We start from the raw sequence: 21,436 nt of genomic DNA, 5'->3' as shown, positions 1-21,436 counted from the left end.
AGGGCAATTACATCATGCCGCCCATACCGCCCATGCCACCCATGCCGCCAGCGCCAGCACCTAAGTCAGGTGCGTCGCCTTTCGGCAGGTCGGTGACCATCGCTTCGGTGGTGATCATCAGACCGGCCACAGAAGATGCGTACTGCAGCGCAGAACGGGTCACTTTGGTTGGATCCAGGATACCGAAGTCGATCATGTTGCCGTACTCTTCGGTCTGCGCGTTGTAACCGTAGTTACCGTCGCCCGCTTTCACGTTGTTAGCAACCACAGATGGCTCTTCACCGGCGTTAGAAACGATCTGACGCAGTGGCGCTTCCATCGCACGCAGAGCAACCTTGATACCGACGTTCTGGTCTTCGTTCTGACCTTTCAGGCCAGATGCTGCGATTTTCGCCGCAACACGCACCAGCGCAACACCACCACCGGCAACCACGCCTTCTTCAACCGCAGCACGGGTAGCGTGCAGGGCATCTTCAACGCGTGCTTTCTTCTCTTTCATTTCAACTTCAGTCGCTGCGCCTACTTTCAGTACGGCTACACCGCCTGCCAGTTTTGCAACGCGCTCCTGCAGTTTCTCTTTGTCGTAGTCAGACGTCGCTTCTTCGATCTGCTGACGGATCTGCGTCACGCGGCCAGAGATTGCGCCCTGATCGCCCACACCATCGATGATGGTGGTGGTGTCTTTGTTGATCACCACACGTTTTGCCTGACCCAGGTCTTCCAGCGTCGCTTTTTCCAGCTCCATACCGATCTCTTCAGAGATCACGGTACCGCCGGTCAGGATAGCAATATCCTGCAGCATCGCTTTACGACGGTCGCCGAAGCCCGGTGCTTTCACCGCAGCCACTTTCACGATACCGCGCATGGTGTTGACCACCAGCGTAGCCAGCGCTTCGCCTTCCACGTCTTCTGCGATGATCAGCAGTGGTTTGCCGGCTTTCGCCACAGCTTCCAGCACTGGCAGCATTTCGCGGATGTTAGAGATTTTCTTGTCAGCCAGCAGGATGAATGGGCTTTCCAGCTCCACTGCACCGGTTTCTGGCTTGTTGATGAAGTACGGAGACAGGTAGCCACGGTCGAACTGCATACCTTCAACCACGTCCAGCTCGTCCTGCAGACCGGTGCCTTCTTCAACGGTGATCACGCCTTCTTTACCCACTTTGTCCATCGCCTGAGCGATCAGGGTACCGACGCTTTCATCGGAGTTGGCAGAAATGGTACCTACCTGCGCGATAGCGCGGGAATCCTGGCATGGTACAGACAGGGTTTTCAGCTCTTCAACGGCTGCGGCAACGGCTTTATCGATACCGCGCTTCAGATCCATTGGGTTCATGCCCGCCGCGACGGCTTTCAGGCCTTCGTTGACGATAGCCTGTGCCAGAACGGTAGCGGTGGTGGTGCCGTCGCCTGCTGCGTCGTTGGCTTTAGAAGCGACTTCTTTCACCATCTGCGCACCCATGTTCTCGAACTTGTCTTCCAGCTCGATTTCACGTGCCACAGAAACACCATCTTTAGTGATGGTCGGTGCACCAAAAGATTTATCCAGAACCACGTTACGGCCTTTCGGGCCCAGGGTAACTTTTACTGCATCTGCCAGTACGTTCACGCCACGCAGCATTTTTACGCGTGCGTCATTACCGAATTTTACGTCTTTAGCTGCCATTTCAAATATCCCTTAAATTCGTTTCGTTCAGTGAATTACGCGTAAATTACGCTTCAACAATCGCCAGAATGTCGCTTTCAGAGATGATCAGAACTTCTTCGTTGTCGATTTTCTCAGTCTTGGCACCGTAGCCTTCGCTGAAAATCACCAGATCACCCACTTTCACGTCCAGCGGCTTCACGTCGCCGTTTTCCAGGATGCGGCCATTGCCAACAGCCAGTACTTCACCGCGGGTTGATTTGCCTGCTGCAGAGCCGGTCAGAACGATACCGCCAGCAGATTTGGCTTCAACTTCTTTACGCTTGACGATAACGCGATCGTGCAACGGACGAATTTTCATTTGATAGCTCTCCTTTGAGAAGTCCAATCATTCATTTTTGGGTTGAACGCCGGGCTTGAGGGTTCCGGCCTCGTGGAGAGAGAGATAGGGGCAGAAAAGGGGCTTTCAAGGGCAAAAAAATAAAAAATTTTCGTTTGCGTAACAGATGACGAAAAAGACAGCAAAAAGGGCGGCTTACGCCGCCCCGCTTACATTCAGCGATCTTTATCGTGACCGATACGATCCTGATCTTTGCGCTCAAACTCGCCGTCCATGGTGACGCCGCTGTCCGGGCCCTGCCCCGGGCCGCGCCATACGCGCAGGTGCGGCATCAGCTTCAGCGTCAGGTGTTTCTGCACCGGCGGCAGCAACAGCAGCAGGCCGAGGAAATCGGTGAAGAAGCCCGGCAGCAGCAGCAGAAAACCGGCGATGATCAGCGACACGCTTTTGATCATCTCCGCCGCCGGGCTCTCGTTACGCGCCAGCTTCTCCTGCATCAGCATAAAGTTCTTCATGCCCTGGTTTTTCACCAGTGACACACCAATGCACGAGGTAAAAATCACCAGCAGCATGGTCAGCAGCACGCCGAGCGCGTGCGCCACCTGGATGAAAATCGAGATCTCAATCCAGGCCAGAACAAAAAAAATCACTAACGGTAACCAGCGCACCGATATCTCCTGTGAGTCACGCCGCCACGCAGCGTGCGGGGCAGCAAAATTGAAGGGTCAGCATGACCATAACGTATGAGATGGGCACGCGGCCGGGGAAATTCAACCGCCGCTGTTAAATTTATGCCACTGACTTAAAATTGCGAAGTACATCACATATCGTTATTACCGCTGGGCCAGCAAATGTCCGTAAAGTGATCTGTGCACAAGCATTTCTGCAGTGACAGAATATGATCGTGCTCGCCAGCCCGAAGATGGATAAAATGTCGGCACTGGTATTCCACGACAATATAATTGCTTCACCTGCACGTTATTCGCCGCCCATCCATTCCGGATGCCCGGCAGTAACACAGCAGCAATAATAAGAAGGTAATCATGGCGAACAACATTCGTATCGAAGAAGACCTGTTAGGCATGCGTGAAGTTCCGGCAGATGCCTATTACGGTGTTCATACTCTGCGTGCGATTGAGAACTTCTATATCAGTAACAGTAAAATCAGCGACATCCCTGAGTTTGTTCGCGGCATGGTGATGGTGAAAAAAGCCGCCGCGCTCGCCAACAAAGAGCTGCAAACCATCCCCCGCCACATCGCCAACACCATCATTCAGGCCTGTGATGAAGTGCTGAACAACGGTAAGTGCATGGACCAGTTCCCGGTTGATGTCTATCAGGGCGGCGCGGGTACCTCGGTCAACATGAACACCAACGAGGTGCTGGCTAACATCGGTCTGGAGCTGATGGGTCACCAGAAAGGTGAATATCAGTACCTCAACCCGAACGATCACGTGAATAAGTGTCAGTCCACTAACGACGCTTATCCTACCGGCTTCCGCATTGCGGTTTACGCCTCGATCCTCAAACTGCTCGACGCGATTGGCCAGCTGAGCGAAGGTTTTCAGCGCAAAGCGGTGGAGTTTGAAAACATCCTGAAGATGGGCCGCACCCAGCTGCAGGACGCGGTGCCGATGTCGCTCGGTCAGGAGTTCCACGCGTTCAACGTACTGCTGAACGAAGAGACGCGCAGCATTCTGCGTACCGCCGAACTGCTGCTGGAGGTTAACCTCGGCGCCACGGCGATCGGCACCCGCCTCAACACACCGGACGGCTACCAGCAGCTGGCGGTACAGCGCCTGGCGGAAGTCAGCAACCTGCCGGTGGTGCCCGCCGAAGATCTGATTGAAGCCACCTCAGACTGCGGCGCTTACGTCATGGTGCATTCAGCGCTGAAGCGCCTGGCGGTGAAACTGTCGAAAATCTGTAACGACCTGCGCCTGCTGTCATCCGGTCCGCGCGCCGGCCTGAACGAAATCAACCTGCCGGAACTGCAGGCCGGTTCTTCGATCATGCCTGCGAAAGTTAACCCGGTGGTACCGGAAGTGGTCAATCAGGTGTGCTTTAAAGTGATTGGCAACGACACCACGGTGACCATGGCTTCTGAAGCCGGTCAGCTGCAGCTCAACGTGATGGAACCGGTGATTGGCCAGGCGCTGTTTGAGTCGATCAGCATCCTGACCAACGCCTGCTACAACCTGCTGGAAAAATGCGTTAATGGCATCACCGCCAACAAAGCGGTCTGTGAAGCCTACGTGTTCAACTCCATCGGTATCGTCACTTACCTCAACCCGTACATCGGCCATCACAACGGCGATATCGTCGGGAAAATCTGTGCTGAAACCGGTAAGAGCGTACGCGAAGTGGTGCTGGAACGCGGTCTGCTGACCGAAGCCGAGCTGGACGATATTTTCTCCATCCAGAACCTGATGCACCCGGAATACAAAGCCAAACGCTACACCGACGAAAACGAACAGTAATCCGTTCCGGATCAAGTCGTCTGAAGCACGCCTGTATACAATACGGCGTGCTTTTTTATTTTGACGTCTATAACTAAAGTGGCTGCGTGTGGCGGCACTTCAGGGAGTGAAACTATGGTAGTGGTGGAATTGCTCATCGTCCTGCTGGCGATCTGGCTGGGTGCGCGCCTCGGCGGCATCGGCATTGGCTTTGCCGGCGGTTTAGGCGTGCTGGTGCTGACGCTGGTTTGCGGCATGAAACCCGGCGCGATCCCGTTCGATGTCATCGAGATCATTATGGCGGTGATTGCGGCCATCGCCGCGATGCAGGTTGCTGGCGGCATGGATTATCTGGTCGGGCTGGCGGAACGCCTGCTGCGCCGCCATCCGCGCTATGTCACTTTCCTTGCGCCGCTGGTGACCTATGCGATGACGCTGCTGGCGGGTACCGGGCACACCGCTTTTTCAACTCTGCCGGTGATTGCGGAAGTGGCCAAAGAGCAAGGCGTACGTCCTTCGCGCCCGCTGTCGATAGCCGTAGTGGCGTCGCAAATCGCCATCACCGCCTCGCCGCTTTCGGCCGCGGTGGTATTTTTTGCCTCGATTCTTGAACCGCGCGGCGTCAGTTATCTGGCGCTGCTCGGCGTCGCGCTGCCTGCCACCATGCTGGCCATTTTCTGTGCCGCCGTGATCACCAACTTCCTCGGCAAAGAGCTCAAAGAAGATGACGTCTATCAGGCGCGCCTGGCGAAAGGTGAAGTAACGCTGCGCGGTGAGCAGGTTTATCACATCAAGCCGGGTGCCAGACGCGCGGTGCTGCTGTTCCTGATCGGTATTGCGGCGGTGGTGCTGTACGCGACGGCAATCAGCGACAGCGTGGGCCTGATCAGCAATCCGGTGCTGCCGCGTAACGAAGCCATTGTGGTGTTTATGCTGACGGTTGCTACGCTGATTTGCCTGACCTGCAAAGTGGAAACCGGTGAAATCCTCAGCGCCAGCACGTTTAAATCCGGCATGAGCGCCTGTATCTGCGTGATGGGCGTCGCCTGGCTGGGCGATACCTTTGTCAAGGCGCACCTCAGCGACATCCAGACGCTGGCCGGCGACATGCTGCAGGGCTATCCGTGGATGCTGGCGCTGGTGCTGTTCTTTGCTGCCACGTTGCTCTATTCGCAGGCGGCCACCACCAAAGCGCTGATGCCGGCCGCACTGATGCTCGGCGTGTCGCCGCTGGCGGCGGTCGCCTCCTTCGCCGCGGTGTCCGCGCTGTTCGTGCTGCCCACCTACCCGACGCTGCTGGCCGCGGTGGAGATGGACGACACCGGCTCGACCCGCATTGGTAAATACGTGTTCAACCACTCGTTTATCATTCCCGGCGTGCTGGCGATTACCTTCTCGGTGGCGTTTGGCTTCCTGTTCGGCAGCCTGATCCTGTAGCGTCGTGGTTACATCCTGAAAACCTCGTGGCGCAGCGGCCGTGTTATTATCGCGGCTCATTCGCCACTGGAGCTGATTAATTCGTCATGGCTGCTCGATTTTCCCGCCTGCTAAGCCTGTGCCTGGCGCTGCTGTTTTGCCTGTCGGCGCAGGCCAGCCTGTTCTCGCCCACCACCAACAACCGCTTTGTGCCGGTCGATCAGGCCTTTGGCTTTGATTTCAGCCTGCAGGGCCATCAGCTGACGCTGAGCTGGAAAGTGAAGGACGGCTATTACCTCTATCGCCAGCAATTCCACATCAGCGCGCAACACGCGCAGCTGGCGCCGGTCACGCTGCCGCCGGGCCAGCCGCACGAAGATGAGTTTTACGGCAAGAGCGAAATCTATCCGCAGGACGTACAGCTGCCGATCACCCTGCGCCAGGCCGATGCCGGTGCAACGCTCAGCGTGACCTATCAGGGCTGCGCCGCGGCCGGTTTCTGCTATCCGCCGGAGACCCGCTCGGTGCCGCTGACGGCGATTGCTGCCGATAGCGCCGCGCCGGTAATCGCGGCATCACCGGCCGCTCACCGCACGCCGCTGCCGTTTTCGCCGCTGTGGGCGCTGCTGATTGGCATCGGCGTGGCCTTTACGCCGTGCGTGCTGCCGATGTATCCGCTGATCTCCGGCATCATTCTTGGTGGCCAGCGCCGCTACTCGCTGGGCCGGCTGTTCGCCCTCGCACTGGTTTACGTGCAGGGCATGGCGCTGACTTACACCCTGCTCGGTATGGTGGTGGCAGCGGCGGGGCTGCGTTTCCAGGCTGCGCTGCAGCATCCTTACGTGTTAATCGGCCTCTCCGTGCTGTTTGTGCTGCTGGCGCTGTCGATGTTTGGCCTGTTCACGCTGCAGCTGCCTGCCAGCCTCCAGACGCGTCTGACGCTATGGAGCAACCGTCAGCAAGGCGGGTCGCTGGCGGGCGTGTTTATGATGGGCGCACTGGCTGGGCTAATCTGCTCACCCTGCACCACCGCGCCGCTCAGCGCCATCCTGCTGTATATCGCGCAGAGCGGTAATCTGTGGGCCGGAGCCGGCACGCTGTGGCTGTACGCCTTCGGCATGGGACTGCCGCTGATTGCTGTAACGATGTTCGGCAACCGGCTGCTGCCGAAAAGCGGTCCGTGGATGCAGAGCGTAAAAGAGGGTTTTGGCTTTGTGATTTTGGCGCTGCCGGTGTTTCTGCTGGAGCGCGTGCTGGGCGATATCTGGGGACTGCGGCTGTGGAGTCTGCTCGGCGTGGCATTTTTTGCCTGGGCGTTCAGCCTGAGTCTCAGCGCGCGCGGCACAGCGCGCGTGCTGCCGATCATCATGCTGGCGGCCGCGCTGGTGGTGGCGCGCCCGCTGCAGGACTGGGCATTTGGCAGCAGCAGTACGCAAAGCGTCGCGCACCTGCCGTTCCAGCGCATCAGCAACAGCCAGCAGCTGGATAGCGCATTACAGCAGGCGCAGGGCCGTATCACCATGGTCGATCTCTATGCCGACTGGTGCGTGGCCTGCAAAGAGTTTGAAAAATACACCTTCAGCGATGACGGCGTGCGCAGCGCCCTGAGCAACGTGCAGCTGCTGCAGGCTAACGTAACAGCCAACAATGCGCAGGATAACGCGCTGCTGCAGCATCTGCAGGTGCTTGGCCTGCCGACCATCCTGTTCTTCGATGCGCAGGGCAAAGAGATTGCCGATTCACGCGTCACCGGCTTCCTTAACGCCGCGGATTTCCGCGCCCATTTGCACAATCTGCCGCGTTAAACGAAACTGGTTGCACGACACTGTCCGGGCGTACGCGCCCGGGCCCGCATTCCGGAGGAGAGTCTTTTGCAACGCGAACAGATCCTTGAGCATGCGCTGAATGTGCTCGAACAGAGCGGCCTTGCCGCGACCACCTCGCTGCAGCAGCTGGCTGGCGAAAGCGGCCTCGCCAGCGATCAGCTGGAGCGCTACTGGCCCGATCGCGATGCCCTGCTGTATGACGCGCTGCGCTTTCACGGCCAGCAGATCGACAGCTGGCGCCGCCAGGTGCAGCTGGATGAGCGCCTCAGTGCGGCACAAAAGCTGCTGGCGCGTTACGACGTGCTGGCAGAGCACGTCAGTAAAGGCCGCTTTCCCGGCTGCCTGTTTATTGCTGCCTGCAGTTTCTATCCCCAGCCGGATCAGCCGGTGCACCAGCTCGCCGAACAGCAGAAGCGCAGTTCCTGGCAGTTCACCCATGAAATCCTCGTCGACCTGGCGCTGGACAACCCCAGCATGGTGGCCGATCAGATGGAGCTGATCCTCGAAGGCTGTCTGAGTAAGCTGCTGGTGAAGCGCAACGTGCAGGATGTCGCTACCGCGCGGCGTCTGGCTGAAGATGTGCTGAGCATCGCGCTGTGCCGGCAAAACGGCGCGCTGGCGTAGGCTTTTTGTTCACCCTGCCTGAAAAGCAGGCAATCAGTCACGATTGCTACGCTTTTTTTACGAAACCCGTTGACGGCTGTGAGCCATTAGGGTTTAATGCGCCCCGTTGCCCGGATAGCTCAGTCGGTAGAGCAGGGGATTGAAAATCCCCGTGTCGGTGGTTCGATTCCGCCTCCGGGCACCACTCTTCAGAGCCTGTTCGTTAGGGGTTGAGATCCTCAACGGGCATGACAGTGGTCCCCAGCATGATGTTGGTAGTTTGCTTACCGCACCATTGTTGAACACGGGACTTAAAGTCCGGAGGATGTTCTAGCATCCTCTGGACTTCTCACATCCTTAAAAAATACTTCAGCATCGTATTTACCTTTAGAAATGTTTTCTGTCAATCTTTTGTAAAGGTTTGCCTCCCTTTTTTTCCTCTTTTAGAATCATATCGTTAAGATTTGACTTAAGATTACTCTTAGGCCACCTCCAGCTGTTCGAGAACGCTCCTGACCTTGTTGATGTCGCTCTCAACGTATTGCAGAGTGACTGCAGGCGTTGAATGGCCCAGAAGATCCTGAGCCATTTTCAGGTTTCGGTCAGGCATACTCATCAGATTTGTAGCTATGGTGTGCCGGAATCGATGAGGACTCACAACAAAACCACATTCATTTGAAAGCCGGCGAAAAAATGCACGCAATGGTGGATTATCCATGTTTTCACTTGTCTCATTTCTGCGACCATCAAATCGGGATAAATTGAAAAGCTGATCCTCCATCTTTGCCCCTCTTTCCAGAGAGCGGTTATAAAGCATTTCTAATCTTGGTCTCAGATGACGCGTGATCGGAACAAGATGCTCACGATGGTTTTTTGCTCCTTCCGGTCGAAGGCTTATCCAGTTATGCATAAAATTAACGTCACATAAACGTATATGCAGAAGCTGATTCTGCCTCATCCCTGTCCTTCGTAAAGCATCCAGCACGGTAAGCCAGAACCATGCAGGCCTCAATGCCGACCTGTAGTTATAGTTTTTAGCATACTGTTCATCCGCCTCCCTGGCCTCCATTAAAAGATATATTTTATTAATCTGGATATCAGTCAGGGTTTTCTTTCGCTTTACATCTGGCCGTGCAATCTTGCCATTAAAGGGATTTTTGGTTGCCGAAATATAACCTTCTTCAATCGCAAAGTTGAATAATGCTCTCATGTGTGTGAGCTTATTGTTCCAAGTGGTTTTTGTCAGACCCTCCACATTAATCACATGCCTGCGCCAGTTTAAAACCAACCTGTCATCAACATCAGCAGGAGATATGGCTGCCCCAGCAAAGTTCAAGAAAGTCTTTAATACTTTTCTGTAACTCCATTCAGTTGCAACTCGAAGAGTTTTACTAAAAAAATATCCTTCAATAAGTTCATCAAATGAACATGAATCTTTCATTTTGACCTCAGTTTTATAAATGCTCCCCAGCCAGTCATTTCCTGGCTGAAAGCCATGTGCTGTCCGAAGGACAGCTCCCTTTTTTTAATAAAATGTCGGCATTAATCATATAGCCTGACACTTTTGTAAAACGACCGCTCTTATCCGGCGTATCGTATTGATGGTAATGGAATAACCCCTTACCATTTCGTGAATGGTGTACGTTCAGTGCCTCAAAACTTTTTTGTAGTCTGGCCTTATCCGTGTCACTGCCTCCTGCAGTCGTGGTGTAACGGTAAAAACAGGCCGGTGAGACCACAAAAACAAACTGCGCCAGAACGTGAAGCAGACTGTCCTTTTGATTTACGCTCAGCGTGCCGTCCTCAATGCTGTCCCTGATCCATTTAAGAAAGAGCACACCTGATTCTTCTCCCTTATCTTTCCTGTTTTCATCAGAATGAAACACATCAGTTGTAATTGGCGTGGCTGGACGATTATCCGCAGAAGAATTATCCATTGCCGTAGCAGTTTTCCCTTCAGCCATTAAATCAAGCAATGACAGAAGATTCTCCGTAGATCCCTGCATCTGCACTTCTTCTCCCGTACTGATGGCGTTTTCTGCAGAAAGCAGCGGTTCCTCAGCTGTGAGTGCGGATTCCAGCTCCAGTAAAGGCGCAGGTGGGATAATCTTCTCAGGCGACAACTCGTTTTCCTGAACAGAACTGTAGTCTGAAACTCCAGTTTTAATTGGCACTAAAGGACCTTCCGCATTATCCAGACTGGACAATGAGTTAGGTTTTACTTCATATAATTTCGGGGGGGTATAGTCTGTAACTGATGTGATATTAACTAGAGAAACCTGCTGAGGTTTTTGCCCGGACATTACGGTCTCATTTGAAAGACCGCAGCTGCTCAGGGCATCGTTAACAATACTGGTTAATATCCCGGCTTCAGCACGGCGTCCCGACAGAAGGAGTAGGAGCGTATCAGAAAGAGCGGGCCAGCGCTGAAGCCACAGCAGGGCCGCCTCAGGCAATAGTCTTAGCGCCACAAATACGCAGTTCATCTCGCCTGATGGTTCTGTGGTCTGCCTGACCCGCCACTGATCTCCAGGCACGCTAAGACCGGGATACCAGACCCGACCATTTTTCAGAGCCCCTTCCATCTGCATCAGCCAGGGCAGATGATGGAACAGCCCTGCCCAGTAAGCAGCACAGACCCAGCCGGGAGTTTGCTCAGCCTGTTCTTCAGGCGTGGCGCCCGGTGGCAGCATCATGCCACGGACCAGCCTGACCGCACGCGCGGCTACGGTCAGGCTGAGTTCATTAAATCCTCCGGGACCAGAGTACGGGCCGGACCAGGCTGCCGGGCAGGTCTGCACCCTTGCCGCCATCTCCTCCAGAGGCCTGAGCCACCAGGCTTCAGTGACTTCTTTTGAAAGCGGGCTGTTTTCTGTCAGCACCCTGATGAGGCGACGGTTTTCATTTGTCTGCAGTAGCACACTTCCCGTCTGAGGAGGGTGCCAGCTACCGTCAGCAACAGGCCGGGATGATGCGTCTCCCTTAAGGAGTCTCTCTCCGGGCTGGCTTTCCTGTCTGCCTCTGCCTGTTAACCAGTTAAGTCCAATCACCGTCACCTCCGCCGGAATATGCCTGCTGAATATGACGCTAACCTAAAAGCACTCCGCACAATTTCAACAGTAAACCCGGAACCGTCTCTGACAGAAATCCTGCTTGTTAAAATATTAAAAAGTGGTTTCAGAGTTTCAGGGTGCTCTGGTAACACCGTAATGGTTTCCTGCATGCCTCTGTTTACACCTGTATCGGGAGCCATCGCATGCAGCAATTCTTTGTTTTGTTTTTTTTTATGATCTGGCTGGCCCTGTGCGGGACGATGAGCCTGAGTTTCACCCTGCAGGGCACATCCACCGGGTTATATCTGGTATGGGTGCTGCTGTTCTGTCTCCCCTTCCTGCTCCGCCCGCTCGCATGGGCCGAGCGGCAGTTAAGACCGGCGATGACGCTGATCCGCCATCGTCGCAGCCGGGCGTGGGTGCATCTTGCCCCCTGGCAGCCCACCACAGATCTGACGCCAGAGCGGGTCGATCAGTTCTGGCAAAGCGTAAAGGCGTCAACCAGACAGGCTCTGGAAAAGCACCATATCGTTATCATTTCCTCGCACCTTCTGACCGACATCCGTGCCCACCGGGTGCTGGCATGTATCGCTGAAGGTGGACTCATCGTCCAACACCGCACTTACCGCATCCCTTTTACACCGGCCATGAAGGCGCTGATGCAGCTGGAGATCCTCTTCCGACAGTGGCGCTGGCGCATGGACTTCCGCAGTGACTGGCCCGTGCTGGTTCTGCGGCTTAAATCTTGCGGACCGGAAAAATAATTTCCCCTGTTACCAGTCTGCGAGGCGTTTCACACTGGATACATACGAGTATTCGATCTGAACGATCGATTTTCTCCGTTATACACGCGCCACTCGGCCAGGTAACGTAATCACAGTGGCTACAAATGAAGGCGAATTTAGTTAAATCATGGCATTAGCCAGCATCAGGGAAATAATGAAACGAAAAAATATAACAACTCTCCTTTCCCGCATTGCGCTGGAGCAGGATGAGGACATGCAGGCACTGGTCAAGCAGTTTGCGACCGGTAAAAAAACGGCGGGCGCCCCGGTGGCCATACGTTTCCGGCCTGTAGTTCGCGAATTCATCATCCTTGTGTCCCAGAGGCTCGGTATTTCAGCAGCCGAACTGGTCAACATACTGATTGAAGGCCTGATGCTAGACACGCTCGCGCCCCGGCAGGCGCTGGTAACTCGTCTCCATGAGCGCTTCTGGCTGCTGATGGATGCGCACCATCTGAGCATGGTCAACGTGGGTACGTTGCTCTCCGGCATGAATATGGGACTCAGCGTGCTGGAGAGCCGCGAACGCACCCTTGACTATCTGACGGCACCGGTTATCGGCCAGCTGGCAGAATGGTTCGGTGTTTCAGAGGCATGGCTGGATGGGTCGGAGGAACAGCCTGTCACGCCAGTGGCGTTCTCTGGCTGGCAGGATGTGGCAGACCACCTTTTTCCTGCTGTCAGTACCAGAACTTCACGACCCGCCATTACGCTTATTCGCCGGAAAAGCAGCAAGGAAAGCCATTGCCGTGAAAGTGATACAGTCGTTTGTATCCGTCAGCTGAAATATATTAACGGAATAACACTTCGCATCGTAACCTGCACTGGCGTTATCTCGCATGCTGCGGCAGGTAATAATGAGACTAACGCTTTTCTGACTTTTTGTAGAAGAATGAAAAAATCATCCCAGCTGGAAGAAATTGAAACGGTATTGGCACCTGAATCTGTTTTTATGCGGTTTATCTGCGGAAACGAATTACCTGCCTCACTTCTTTCAACCCTCAGAGCTCATCTCGCCGGACAAAAAGAAAAAGGAATTCAATTTCGGTGGGATGATAATGATGATAAAGGTGTCAATGACAGCGAAAACTCTCTTTCACCGGAATGGCAAAAATATGCGGAGGGAATAATTATAAGCAGATGATGTATTGGTGTCGCATCGGTCATTATTAAATAAAAAATGGAATATCTCCTTTATTTATTGGTGCGTCAGCATCAGGGGTTCTTTTTACCTAAAAATACAAATGACGAAAGGAAATAAATGATGAAATTATCAATGATTACACACGGAATAACACTGGCTCTGCTGGCCAGTGCCATGCCTGCCTCGTATGCGGCAGGAACCTGGAGCGAAGCACGTAATGATGCAATGGGAGGCACCGGCGTCGCATCATCCGGCTACGCGGCAGCTGCGCTGGTTAACCCCGCCCTGATGACGCGCCATGATGCCAGCGATGACATCGGCATTATCCTCCCGGGTATCGGGGCGCAGGTCAGTGATCCGGATAATCTGCAGGACGGTTTTGACCGCGTTAAAGAAAGCTGGGACCGCTTGAGTGGCTCTGCTGGCAGTGGAAACAGCGCTGCGCAGGCAGCTGAGTTGAAGAAATCCCTGCAAAGCGTTTCAGGGAACAGCGGCCGCGTCAGTGCAGGTGTGTCTGCTGTTATCGCCATTCCGAGTGACACACTCCCGTTTGCTCTTGTTGTAAAAGGCTGGGGAAAGGCAAAAGCCAGTGCAGTGGTTACCGAACACGATCTGGCGTACCTCGATGCAGTACAGACCGGCATTTTCTCACCCGGCCAGGACGACCTTAACCAGCTGACGTCGCGTGCGGAAGGTGTGGCGGCACTGGTCAGTGAATACGGACTCGCAATGGCCTACCCGTTCACGCTGGCTGGCGCGCCGGTATCTGTGGGGGTCACACCAAAACTTCAGCGTGTGGATACCTGGAACTACAACGTCGCTATCAATAACTACAGTTCCTCCGACTTTCACAGCGGTCAGTGGAAGCGGTCCGAAAGTGGCGGCAACGTGGATATCGGTTTCGCCGCACAGCTGACGCCGGAATGGACGCTGGGTCTGACCGGGCAGAATCTGATTTCACGGGATGTGGACACCCGTGAGATTAACGGTCAGAAAGACACCTTTCAGATCCGCCCGCAGGCCACAGCCGGTACATCCTGGAGCAACGGCTTCATCACGCTCTCATCAGATATTGATCTGACCCCTGCCAGCGGCTTTGCCTCTGATGAAAAAGCGCAGTATGCCGGTGTGGGGGCCGAACTCAACGCCTGGGACTGGGTACAGCTTCGTGCGGGCTATCGGGCAGACATGCGCAACAGTGACAACAACATGTTTACCGCAGGTATTGGCTTTTCACCCTTTAACGTCGTCCATCTCGATCTGACCGGCATGGCCGGCACCGACCGCACTTATGGCGCGGCAGCACAGCTCACCTTCACATTCTGATAATTCCGGGCTGCTGCATGCAGCCCGTAACTTAAAAGGGTAACACCATGAAAAAAATAATCTCTATTGTCTCTCTGACGAATCTTTTATTTATGCTGACTGGCTGTAGCGGCAATTCCCCCTTAAACGACCTCAGTCTTAGCAGGCTGACATCGCTGATCAACCCTGTGAGTCAGCAGCAGACACAAAACAGTGCTGAACCAAACCAACGTAATTACGTCGGCCAGTTTTATGGCCCTATACCGATTCCAGCTGAAACTGTAGCCATGCGTCTGAAACAGCATTACGGATTTGTTTCTGATGAGGACGTTTCCGCTGCACGTAACAGTGGCCAGGGCAATGCCGGCTGGTCCGCTTCGGCAATTTCTGAAGGTACTAGCTGGGAAGTTCAGCCTGGAAGCCGTTACCGCATGAGCCGAAACTGGGCCGGAAATGACCGCCTTACACTTGAGGTCACGGGAGGCAGTAAAGAAAGTTTTATCACCGCGACTTATATCTCATCCAATCCGGAGCATCTTAAGAAAACCTGGACATCACGTTTGTGGAAGCAGATCCCGGAAGTTGCTAGCGGCTCTCTCAAATAAATAAGGAGCACAAGATGATAACGCTTCAGACACAACTCGATACCATCCAAGAGCGAATTGCTAACGCGCAGGATATTGTGGCACGCCGTGAACGCTCCGTTAATCGTGCAGAACGCAATCTTGAAATTGCGGAGGACAACCTCGCTGAACTTCAAAACGAACGAGACAAATTGCTGATTGCTTCCTGGGGGGATAAACCAAACTGGCAGGTCATTTTTGACCTTGTAGATCCTTCTCAAGCAATGTATGAATATAAAGAGAAATGGATAAGAAAAAAAGGCCTTCACGCTGCTGGAATGTATAATTGCGATACAAATCAGGGCGCTTTCGCTGTTGGTTTTAGCACAACATCAGAATATGAACTGAATAAAAATGTTCGCATGGTTGAATTCGTAATGCAATATTTACGAGCCGATCGTAATAACGATAAGACAATGATTGTATATAACGTTCCAACTGACGATTGTTGCTTCAATTTTGTTTTTAATACAGTAACGAGGAAATACGCAGTTACCACTGACAGTTACATGTGTCGCAGGAGTATTATAGAACATTCAACATTAGAACAAGCGTTGCGGTATCTGCAAAGCATTTCGGATACCGATATCGTCTCTGAACCAGAAAGTCTCCCCGATTCATTAAAATCCGGTGAAGAGTAATTCGATTAAATTTCACAACATGGAAGCTCAAGGCAAAGTTAACGCAGGAGAACGCAAATGAAAGAACAAACTGAATCAGCGCTGGCACGTATTGTTGAACTGGCTGACTACCAGAGAATGATTAGCCTTCCCGGCAATCCTGCACAAGGGCAATTTGTAGTGACTGGTCCCAATTTTCAGAAAGACTCCGCGCGAGTTGGTTACTGCGTACAGGTGCGTAAAGGCGTTGGTCAGTTTGGTTCTGACATGGTATTTCTTCGACACGTTGATGGCTCCCTTACTGTACATGAAAATAATTGCTACTTGGTGATGGATGATGAACAGGAAGCCCTGGCCCGCTCAGTGTTTGAGGTATTACCAGAGGACGAGGAATACGAAAAAGGCTATAGCGATTGTGAAAAAGTTCACGAAGTAGGCTTTGTTATTGCTAATTCAGCATCCCGTGGCAATCCGGAAGTTCCTTTTGCCTTCACCATCACGACGACAAAAAATCCGTCATAGCCTTTTCAAAAATAACATTAGTATGGCGTAGATGAATTTAAGTTTTTAGGCCTCTTCATAAAACCCGTGCCAGTGGAATATCACTCCAGCGAGTAGTCCAGGCAGGTGACAGTAATTCCCGCTTCATCTGCCATTCATTGCTGACACCCTGACGGGCAAACCACATATGCCCCAGCCCGGACTGGTTAATGCCGTCCAGCACCTTCATTAGCTGTGCGCTGTTCGCCCGCGGCTTATCCTCATCGAACAGGTTCAGCTGACTGACGCCATCTGGTGTGAAGTCATCGAGCATTATGCCGGCCTTCATATAGCGCCGCCCGTCAAGCCAGATGCGGTCGAGCGATCGCATCGCCACACCGATCACGTCGCGCGTATCCTGCGTGGGTAGGGTGAGATTCTCGCCGGCGCTGTTGCCGTAAAAGACTTCTCCCTGCGCATACGGCGAGGTCCGGATAAAAACGCTGATGCGCCGGCAGAACTGGCGCTCTTTTCTAAGTTTCTCCGCCGCCCGGGTGGCGTACTGACACAGCGCTTCCTGCATGGCCACTTTTGTCGTGATGCGTTCGCCAAAGGAGCGGCTGCAGACGATCTGCTGTTTCGCCGGCGCAAACTCCTCAAGGGGGATGCACGACTCGCCGTTGAGCTCGCGGACAGTGCGCTCCAGCACCACGCTGAAGTTTTTACGGATAAAGGCAGGGTTCGCTCGCGCCAGCTGAAGGGCGTTTTCAATGCCCATCAGGTTTAGCCTCTTGCCGATGCGCCGGCCAACGCCCCATATCTCCTCCACGGGCTGGTTTTCCAGCAGCGTTGCGGTGCGCTTCGGATTGCCCGGCGTCAGCGCCAGCACACCGCGGAACTGCGGCCACTCCTTGCTGGCCCACTGCGCCGATTTTGCCAGGGTTTTTGTCGGCCCCATGCCCACCCCTACGGTCAGGCCGGTTGTGGCCAGCACGTGCGCGCGCAGGCGCCGGCCGAAATGCTCAAAGTCCTCGCAGCCATCAATGCCGGTCAGATCCAGGAACATTTCGTCAATGGAATACTGCTCAACGCGGGGCGTGACCTCTTCCAGCGCTGTCATCACTCTCTGGCTAAGGCTATGATATAAAGCATAATTACTGCTGAAGACATGCACGCGCTCGGCAAAATCCTGTCCCTTTATCTGGAACCAGGGGGCGCCCATTTTTATGCCAAGTTTTTTTGCGCCGGCGCTGCGAGCGATGACGCAGCCGTCGTTGTTACTCAGGACGACCACTGGCCTGCCGCGCAAGTCAGGGCGGAACAGTGCCTCACAGCTTGCGTAAAAGGAGTTGACGTCGGCCAGGCCAAACATGGGCATGATCACCTCCGGCGGGCACGAGTGCTGTTAAAGAACCAGGTCACGACGCCGAGCAGCTGCAGCTCCTCCGGATAGATCACCGGATAGGCCGGATTCATGGGCAGCAGCGCGAGCCTGGGCTGCAGCTGCAGGCGCTTGACTGTAAACTCGCCGTTTACTTCGGCAATTACGATATCGCCGTGAGCGGCTTCCTCGGCCCGGTCGACCACCATGACGTCGCCGTCGCACAGGCCCAGGTCACGCATGCTGTTGCCGCTGGCGCGCACGAAGAAAGTTGAGGCGCGCCGGCGGATGCACAGCTCGTTCAGATCGAGTTCTTTCTCGACGTAATCCTGCGCAGGTGAGGGAAAGCCGGCGGCGCACGGATCGGCATAAAGCGGTACCCTGACCCTCGGCGTAAAAATGGGTGGCCAGAGAAGCGTCAGGCCGGCGGTACAACTGACCGGGTTCATGATTTGGTGCTCCGGCCATACTGCAGCTTGACGGCTGAAGCACTGAGTAAATCGCGCATAAAATTCCTCCTGTTATTTTACTGTTTATACATACAGTATTATTGAGGCGGAATTATCTGGCAAGAGGGAGCGAAACGGGTTGGCGCAGAAGCGAAGCCATCTGACTGACCCACCTGGAAATTTTTTTGAAGGTCTGCCTGGCTGATACTGAGCGGCACCACTATGCTCAGGTCAGGGCCGGCTGACGTGGAGAGGCGCTTCCGGCTAAACTTACACAGCCCGGCGCTCTTAGGCCGGGCTGCTTTCGTAGCCGTGCCGTAACAGCTTCGGGGCGAGTCGGATATCTGCGTATGCCGGCAGCGGCGAAACATTGCCTTCTCGATTTGCTGCTGTCAGCCTGCATCAGTTTCACGGATAAGCTCCGCCCCCTGATTATGAATATTGCCAACCTTTGCGGTCACCGGATGCCAGGAAAATGCGGATTCAGGCAGAGCGCTGGTCCGCGCGATATCCGCAGCGCGCGCCGGCGAGGTATCATGACTCAGCCATTCCCGAACCGCGTCTGCAGTCAGCACAAGTGGACGGCGGTCATGTATGTCTACCATGCCTTGATTGCTGGCTGCGGTGACGATAACGAAGCCTTCCCGCCCGTGCTCCCGATTGAAGGGCGCCTTTCCGATGGCCGCAAAAAACAGCGGCTGCCTGTCACGGTGGTGAATGAAGTAGGGTTGTTTTCCGGCACCACTTTTTTGCCACTCAAACCAGCCGTTTGCAGGCACGACGGCACGGCCGTGTACCCACATCGGCTTAAACATGCGCCCTGATGCAGCTGTTTCACTGCGGGCATTAATGAGCGGCGCTTTATCCCACCACTCGGGACCATAGCCCCAGTAGACCGGATCGAACGCCAGATCCCCATCGCGTTCACTGAGTAACAGGACCTTTGTGCCCGGCGCCACGTTGTACCGCCCGATAGGCTCCGGGTCCCGGGTTAATTCTTCAGGGCTGGCGCTAAGCGCCTCAAAGTATTCATCTCTGCTGCTGTACTGCGCAAACCGTCCACACATAATTACCTCCTGCTATTCAGCATAGGCGGTATACCGTCATCCGGAGGAGTCATCATGTCTCATAACCTTGCAGCCCGGTCGCGGGAAGAACGCGACAGAGTTAACGTGGATTTAGCTGCGTCAGGCGTGGCCTACAAAGAACGCATGAACCTGCCGGTGATCCCAGTAAGACGAAAAGCGTAAACAGGCGTGAATGGATTTGAATCCGTTTTTAGTCCTTGCCTTTTTTTTGCCGTTTAGGAATTAGAGCACCTATTGCCTCAATGCGATGATCGCGCAATACCACCCTGTGGATAAATTTTTCAGTAGTCCGCAATAAAGATTCAAAGTCAGATTCTACGGGCATCCAAGCTCTATGGGCTGCAGCATTTCCGGCGTTTGTAACAACTGCTAAGTGCTCGCGCTCAGTTTCGCTTACATAACCCCGATCAAAGACTTGGTTAACCTTTTGCTCCATAGTCAGATGTGGCGGAACACCTACAAAATATGAGGTTCTGTCGAACGCAATCCTTAGTCCAGTTGACGCAAGAATCAACGCCTTGTTTTCATATGCTGAGTAAACCTCAACAAGTATAGTGTGCAGAGTGAAATCCAGAGATTGAATCTGATCTAACCACTCTGGCCTTAAAAATTTTCCAGCGGCTGGAATGGTTTCAATCTCATGATAAGGCATGAATTGCCCTTCGAAATCATGATCACCATGCTCACTATTCCAAGAGTCTTTATAATAAAAGACAGTATTACAACCGCAGCATTCTAAGAGCTTATGCTCAGTGGCACCATAAATGTAATTATGTTGGTCAACCTGATGATCCCACTCACTTTTCTTTTGACCATGTACTATTGTATTACACAGCCCGCGGCACTTAGGACAAGGGGCTTTCAATTTATTTTTTTCAGCCATTTTTGATTTTTCGGACAGGTACTTAAGTGGTTGGAAGGTTGAATTTTAATCAAAACTAGTAAGGCTGTACAGAATCAAAAGAATGTTAAGGATGCACCGAATATACTGTCATTCGAAGGAGTCATCATGTCTTATAACCTTGCCGCCCGGTCGCGGGAAGAACGCGACAGAGTTAACGTGGATTTAGCCGCGTCTGGCGTGGCCTACAAAGAACGCATGAACCTGCCGGTAATACCTGCAGAAGTGGAGCGGCAGCAGCCAGAAGAAATGCGTGAATACTTCCGGGAGCGTCTGCAATTCTACAGGCAAGAAGCACTGAAGTTCCCGCGCGGTACTGACCCGATTTATCAGAAGGAGGAGCAGAAGTGACGCCGATTGAAAAATTAAAGCAGTTAGCCGAATCTGAACACGTGGCGAAAGATTGTTACTTCGGATTCAGCATTGGCAAGCTAACTTCAGATGAAGCTGTCGCGCTTTATATGCACCGTAAAATAAAGGAGCACAAAGGTGTTCGCAATCGGCTTCTCAGGGAGAAGCGGGCATAACTTTTCCATAAGAAAGCAGACCTGTATTCAGGTCTGCCTGCTGAGTTTTAAGCTACGTGAAAAAGTTGTTTCTGCCCCTCAGCGACATTCCGCAACCTTTCCGGCCAGCGTTCCCAGTAATGAACCGGCGTTCGTAAAACCCTTCGCCGCTCATCGCTCAGGGCATTTCCAATCACGACTTCTCCGGCTACGCCGCACAGTGAGAGCTGAATGTACGCCATACCTGCGGCCAGCGGATCGATGTCCGTTGCTGAAAACCACAGATGACGGTGTGGTGGATAACCGGCCTCCATCATCACGCTGGCGTACGCCAGCACCATACAACCGGCACCGCACGCTGGTTCCCAGAGAGTGATAAATGGCTTAACCTTCAGCTGTCCTTCAATATTTCCAAGCTGAAGCTGAGCCATCATACGGGCGATGCTCCACGGGGTAAAAAACTGCCCCCGGTATTTATCACCCATCTCGAGCTGCATAAAAACCCGCCCCAGAAAATCGCCTGGCTCCTCTTCAAGCCCGTTCACCACATGAGCAAACAGATGCGCCATATTACTGACGTCTGGCTTTTCATAACGGGACACGATGCGCAGGTACTTCTGCTCACGCTTTTCACAGAACTGCAGGCGATTTTCCAGTACGATGACGCTGCAGCTGATGAAATCCTCAAACACCTGATGCCGGCGGTGATAACGGGCGGTCTGATTAAAGAGTTTAAGAAAGGCTTTTTCGTGATTAATGACTTGTTTCATGCGTGCTTCCTCAGAAAAGGGAACACGCCTCCTGAAGGGAAACGG

At 53.7% G+C, this 21,436-nt stretch carries 22 protein-coding genes, 1 tRNA gene and 1 pseudogene; 14 read left to right on the top strand and 10 right to left on the bottom strand.

Annotated elements, in window-relative coordinates; translation table 11 throughout:
* Positions 1-7: 7 nt before the first annotated feature.
* From groL to OXR61_RS06950, 3 genes are all read right to left on the bottom strand, one after another.
* The gene (groL, locus tag OXR61_RS06960) at positions 8-1,663 is read right to left on the bottom strand and encodes a chaperonin GroEL (protein WP_021507765.1); all 1,656 of its coding nucleotides are present in this window, start codon (positions 1,661-1,663) and stop codon (positions 8-10) included.
* 46 nt (positions 1,664-1,709) lie between these two features.
* Complete coding sequence (locus tag OXR61_RS06955; RefSeq protein ID WP_021507766.1) at positions 1,710-2,003, bottom strand: co-chaperone GroES; 294 nt, start codon at positions 2,001-2,003, stop codon at positions 1,710-1,712.
* Positions 2,004-2,197: 194 nt separating this feature from the next.
* On the bottom strand, positions 2,198-2,650 hold the full coding sequence (locus tag OXR61_RS06950; RefSeq protein ID WP_021507767.1) for an FxsA family protein: 453 nt from the start codon (positions 2,648-2,650) through the stop codon (positions 2,198-2,200).
* Positions 2,651-3,025: 375 nt separating this feature from the next.
* On the opposite strand from OXR61_RS06950, the gene aspA reads away from it, so the two are divergent.
* The 5 genes from aspA (at position 3,026) to OXR61_RS06925 (ending at position 8,491) form a co-directional block, all read left to right on the top strand.
* A complete protein-coding gene (gene aspA, locus OXR61_RS06945; RefSeq protein ID WP_021507768.1) occupies positions 3,026-4,462 on the top strand; it encodes an aspartate ammonia-lyase in 1,437 nt (478 codons plus the stop codon).
* A 114-nt stretch (positions 4,463-4,576) separates the two neighbouring features.
* Positions 4,577-5,878, top strand: coding sequence for an anaerobic C4-dicarboxylate transporter (locus tag OXR61_RS06940; RefSeq protein ID WP_021507769.1), 1,302 nt, complete (start codon positions 4,577-4,579; stop codon positions 5,876-5,878).
* 86 nt (positions 5,879-5,964) lie between these two features.
* Entirely contained in the window at positions 5,965-7,662 is a 1,698-nt protein-coding gene (locus OXR61_RS06935; protein WP_021507770.1) for a protein-disulfide reductase DsbD, read from the top strand.
* 66 nt (positions 7,663-7,728) lie between these two features.
* The gene (locus tag OXR61_RS06930) at positions 7,729-8,307 is read left to right on the top strand and encodes a transcriptional regulator (RefSeq protein ID WP_021507771.1); all 579 of its coding nucleotides are present in this window, start codon (positions 7,729-7,731) and stop codon (positions 8,305-8,307) included.
* Between the two features lie 108 nt (positions 8,308-8,415).
* A tRNA-Phe gene (locus OXR61_RS06925) sits at positions 8,416-8,491 on the top strand.
* 276 nt (positions 8,492-8,767) lie between these two features.
* Here OXR61_RS06925 and OXR61_RS06920 read toward each other — a convergent pair.
* Together OXR61_RS06920 and OXR61_RS23375 are read right to left on the bottom strand one after the other, a co-directional pair.
* Positions 8,768-9,727 carry a site-specific integrase gene (locus OXR61_RS06920; RefSeq protein WP_267411539.1) on the bottom strand — a complete coding sequence of 320 codons (960 nt, stop codon included), beginning with the start codon at positions 9,725-9,727 and terminating at the stop codon, positions 8,768-8,770.
* Between the two features lie 34 nt (positions 9,728-9,761).
* Positions 9,762-11,336 carry a TraI domain-containing protein gene (locus tag OXR61_RS23375; RefSeq protein ID WP_267411537.1) on the bottom strand — a complete coding sequence of 525 codons (1,575 nt, stop codon included), beginning with the start codon at positions 11,334-11,336 and terminating at the stop codon, positions 9,762-9,764.
* 206 nt (positions 11,337-11,542) lie between these two features.
* Between OXR61_RS23375 and OXR61_RS06910 the strand changes: the two genes are divergently transcribed.
* From OXR61_RS06910 to OXR61_RS06885, 6 genes are all read left to right on the top strand, one after another.
* On the top strand, positions 11,543-12,103 hold the full coding sequence (locus OXR61_RS06910; RefSeq protein ID WP_267411536.1) for a hypothetical protein: 561 nt from the start codon (positions 11,543-11,545) through the stop codon (positions 12,101-12,103).
* A gap of 175 nt (positions 12,104-12,278) precedes the next feature.
* Positions 12,279-13,268, top strand: coding sequence for a conjugal transfer protein TraE (locus OXR61_RS06905; protein WP_267411535.1), 990 nt, complete (start codon positions 12,279-12,281; stop codon positions 13,266-13,268).
* Positions 13,269-13,385: 117 nt separating this feature from the next.
* A complete protein-coding gene (locus tag OXR61_RS06900; protein ID WP_267411534.1) occupies positions 13,386-14,594 on the top strand; it encodes a conjugal transfer protein TraF in 1,209 nt (402 codons plus the stop codon).
* Between the two features lie 47 nt (positions 14,595-14,641).
* Positions 14,642-15,178, top strand: coding sequence for a hypothetical protein (locus tag OXR61_RS06895; protein WP_267411533.1), 537 nt, complete (start codon positions 14,642-14,644; stop codon positions 15,176-15,178).
* 14 nt (positions 15,179-15,192) lie between these two features.
* Positions 15,193-15,837, top strand: coding sequence for a hypothetical protein (locus tag OXR61_RS06890; RefSeq protein WP_267411532.1), 645 nt, complete (start codon positions 15,193-15,195; stop codon positions 15,835-15,837).
* A gap of 57 nt (positions 15,838-15,894) precedes the next feature.
* The gene (locus tag OXR61_RS06885) at positions 15,895-16,338 is read left to right on the top strand and encodes a plasmid protein (RefSeq protein WP_267411531.1); all 444 of its coding nucleotides are present in this window, start codon (positions 15,895-15,897) and stop codon (positions 16,336-16,338) included.
* Between the two features lie 55 nt (positions 16,339-16,393).
* On the opposite strand, the gene umuC is transcribed toward OXR61_RS06885, so the two are convergent.
* The 3 genes from umuC to OXR61_RS06870 all read right to left on the bottom strand — a co-directional run bounded on the left by umuC (position 16,394) and on the right by OXR61_RS06870 (position 19,193).
* On the bottom strand, positions 16,394-17,668 hold the full coding sequence (umuC, locus tag OXR61_RS06880; protein ID WP_267411763.1) for a translesion error-prone DNA polymerase V subunit UmuC: 1,275 nt from the start codon (positions 17,666-17,668) through the stop codon (positions 16,394-16,396).
* A gap of 8 nt (positions 17,669-17,676) precedes the next feature.
* A complete protein-coding gene (umuD, locus tag OXR61_RS06875) occupies positions 17,677-18,126 on the bottom strand; it encodes a translesion error-prone DNA polymerase V autoproteolytic subunit (protein WP_255152487.1) in 450 nt (149 codons plus the stop codon).
* A 392-nt stretch (positions 18,127-18,518) separates the two neighbouring features.
* The gene (locus OXR61_RS06870; RefSeq protein WP_267411530.1) at positions 18,519-19,193 is read right to left on the bottom strand and encodes an SOS response-associated peptidase family protein; all 675 of its coding nucleotides are present in this window, start codon (positions 19,191-19,193) and stop codon (positions 18,519-18,521) included.
* A 54-nt stretch (positions 19,194-19,247) separates the two neighbouring features.
* Here OXR61_RS06870 and OXR61_RS06865 point away from each other — a divergent pair.
* A pseudogene (locus tag OXR61_RS06865) lies at positions 19,248-19,358 on the top strand (DNA polymerase III subunit theta); the annotation flags it as partial.
* 46 nt (positions 19,359-19,404) lie between these two features.
* Here the strand turns inward: OXR61_RS06865 and OXR61_RS06860 are convergent.
* Complete coding sequence (locus OXR61_RS06860; protein WP_267411529.1) at positions 19,405-20,097, bottom strand: hypothetical protein; 693 nt, start codon at positions 20,095-20,097, stop codon at positions 19,405-19,407.
* Between the two features lie 126 nt (positions 20,098-20,223).
* Between OXR61_RS06860 and OXR61_RS06855 the strand changes: the two genes are divergently transcribed.
* Together OXR61_RS06855 and OXR61_RS06850 are read left to right on the top strand one after the other, a co-directional pair.
* Entirely contained in the window at positions 20,224-20,466 is a 243-nt protein-coding gene (locus tag OXR61_RS06855; RefSeq protein WP_267411528.1) for a DNA polymerase III subunit theta, read from the top strand.
* Positions 20,463-20,642 carry a hypothetical protein gene (locus OXR61_RS06850; RefSeq protein ID WP_267411527.1) on the top strand — a complete coding sequence of 60 codons (180 nt, stop codon included), beginning with the start codon at positions 20,463-20,465 and terminating at the stop codon, positions 20,640-20,642. The genes OXR61_RS06855 and OXR61_RS06850 overlap by 4 nt, the downstream gene beginning before the upstream one ends.
* 47 nt (positions 20,643-20,689) lie before the next feature.
* Here the strand turns inward: OXR61_RS06850 and OXR61_RS06845 are convergent, their stop codons facing one another.
* Complete coding sequence (locus tag OXR61_RS06845) at positions 20,690-21,391, bottom strand: N-6 DNA methylase (protein ID WP_267411526.1); 702 nt, start codon at positions 21,389-21,391, stop codon at positions 20,690-20,692.
* Positions 21,392-21,436: the final 45 nt, after the last annotated feature.

It is taken from the genome of Pantoea sp. GM_Pan_4 (genome assembly GCF_026541005.1).
Lineage (GTDB): Bacteria > Pseudomonadota > Gammaproteobacteria > Enterobacterales > Enterobacteriaceae > Pantoea > Pantoea dispersa.
This window is presented reverse-complemented; position numbering and strand designations above follow the sequence as displayed.

Bases quoted from the DNA above. Each gene is read 5' to 3' on its own strand.
- OXR61_RS06870 (WP_267411530.1), bottom strand. From the start codon at position 19,193: ATGTGTGGACGGTTTGCGCAGTACAGCAGCAGAGATGAATACTTTGAG.
- OXR61_RS06845 (WP_267411526.1), bottom strand. From the start codon at position 21,391: ATGAAACAAGTCATTAATCACGAAAAAGCCTTTCTTAAACTCTTTAAT.
- OXR61_RS06895 (WP_267411533.1), top strand. From the start codon at position 14,642: ATGAAAAAAATAATCTCTATTGTCTCTCTGACGAATCTTTTATTTATG.
- OXR61_RS06940 (WP_021507769.1), top strand. From the start codon at position 4,577: ATGGTAGTGGTGGAATTGCTCATCGTCCTGCTGGCGATCTGGCTGGGT.
- OXR61_RS06885 (WP_267411531.1), top strand. From the start codon at position 15,895: ATGAAAGAACAAACTGAATCAGCGCTGGCACGTATTGTTGAACTGGCT.
- OXR61_RS06890 (WP_267411532.1), top strand. From the start codon at position 15,193: ATGATAACGCTTCAGACACAACTCGATACCATCCAAGAGCGAATTGCT.
- OXR61_RS06905 (WP_267411535.1), top strand. From the start codon at position 12,279: ATGAAACGAAAAAATATAACAACTCTCCTTTCCCGCATTGCGCTGGAG.
- OXR61_RS06855 (WP_267411528.1), top strand. From the start codon at position 20,224: ATGTCTTATAACCTTGCCGCCCGGTCGCGGGAAGAACGCGACAGAGTT.
- aspA (WP_021507768.1), top strand. From the start codon at position 3,026: ATGGCGAACAACATTCGTATCGAAGAAGACCTGTTAGGCATGCGTGAA.
- groL (WP_021507765.1), bottom strand. From the start codon at position 1,663: ATGGCAGCTAAAGACGTAAAATTCGGTAATGACGCACGCGTAAAAATG.
- OXR61_RS06955 (WP_021507766.1), bottom strand. From the start codon at position 2,003: ATGAAAATTCGTCCGTTGCACGATCGCGTTATCGTCAAGCGTAAAGAA.
- OXR61_RS06935 (WP_021507770.1), top strand. From the start codon at position 5,965: ATGGCTGCTCGATTTTCCCGCCTGCTAAGCCTGTGCCTGGCGCTGCTG.
- OXR61_RS06910 (WP_267411536.1), top strand. From the start codon at position 11,543: ATGCAGCAATTCTTTGTTTTGTTTTTTTTTATGATCTGGCTGGCCCTG.
- umuC (WP_267411763.1), bottom strand. From the start codon at position 17,668: ATGTTTGGCCTGGCCGACGTCAACTCCTTTTACGCAAGCTGTGAGGCA.
- OXR61_RS06860 (WP_267411529.1), bottom strand. From the start codon at position 20,097: ATGGCTGAAAAAAATAAATTGAAAGCCCCTTGTCCTAAGTGCCGCGGG.
- OXR61_RS06900 (WP_267411534.1), top strand. From the start codon at position 13,386: ATGATGAAATTATCAATGATTACACACGGAATAACACTGGCTCTGCTG.
- umuD (WP_255152487.1), bottom strand. From the start codon at position 18,126: ATGAACCCGGTCAGTTGTACCGCCGGCCTGACGCTTCTCTGGCCACCC.
- OXR61_RS06920 (WP_267411539.1), bottom strand. From the start codon at position 9,727: ATGAAAGATTCATGTTCATTTGATGAACTTATTGAAGGATATTTTTTT.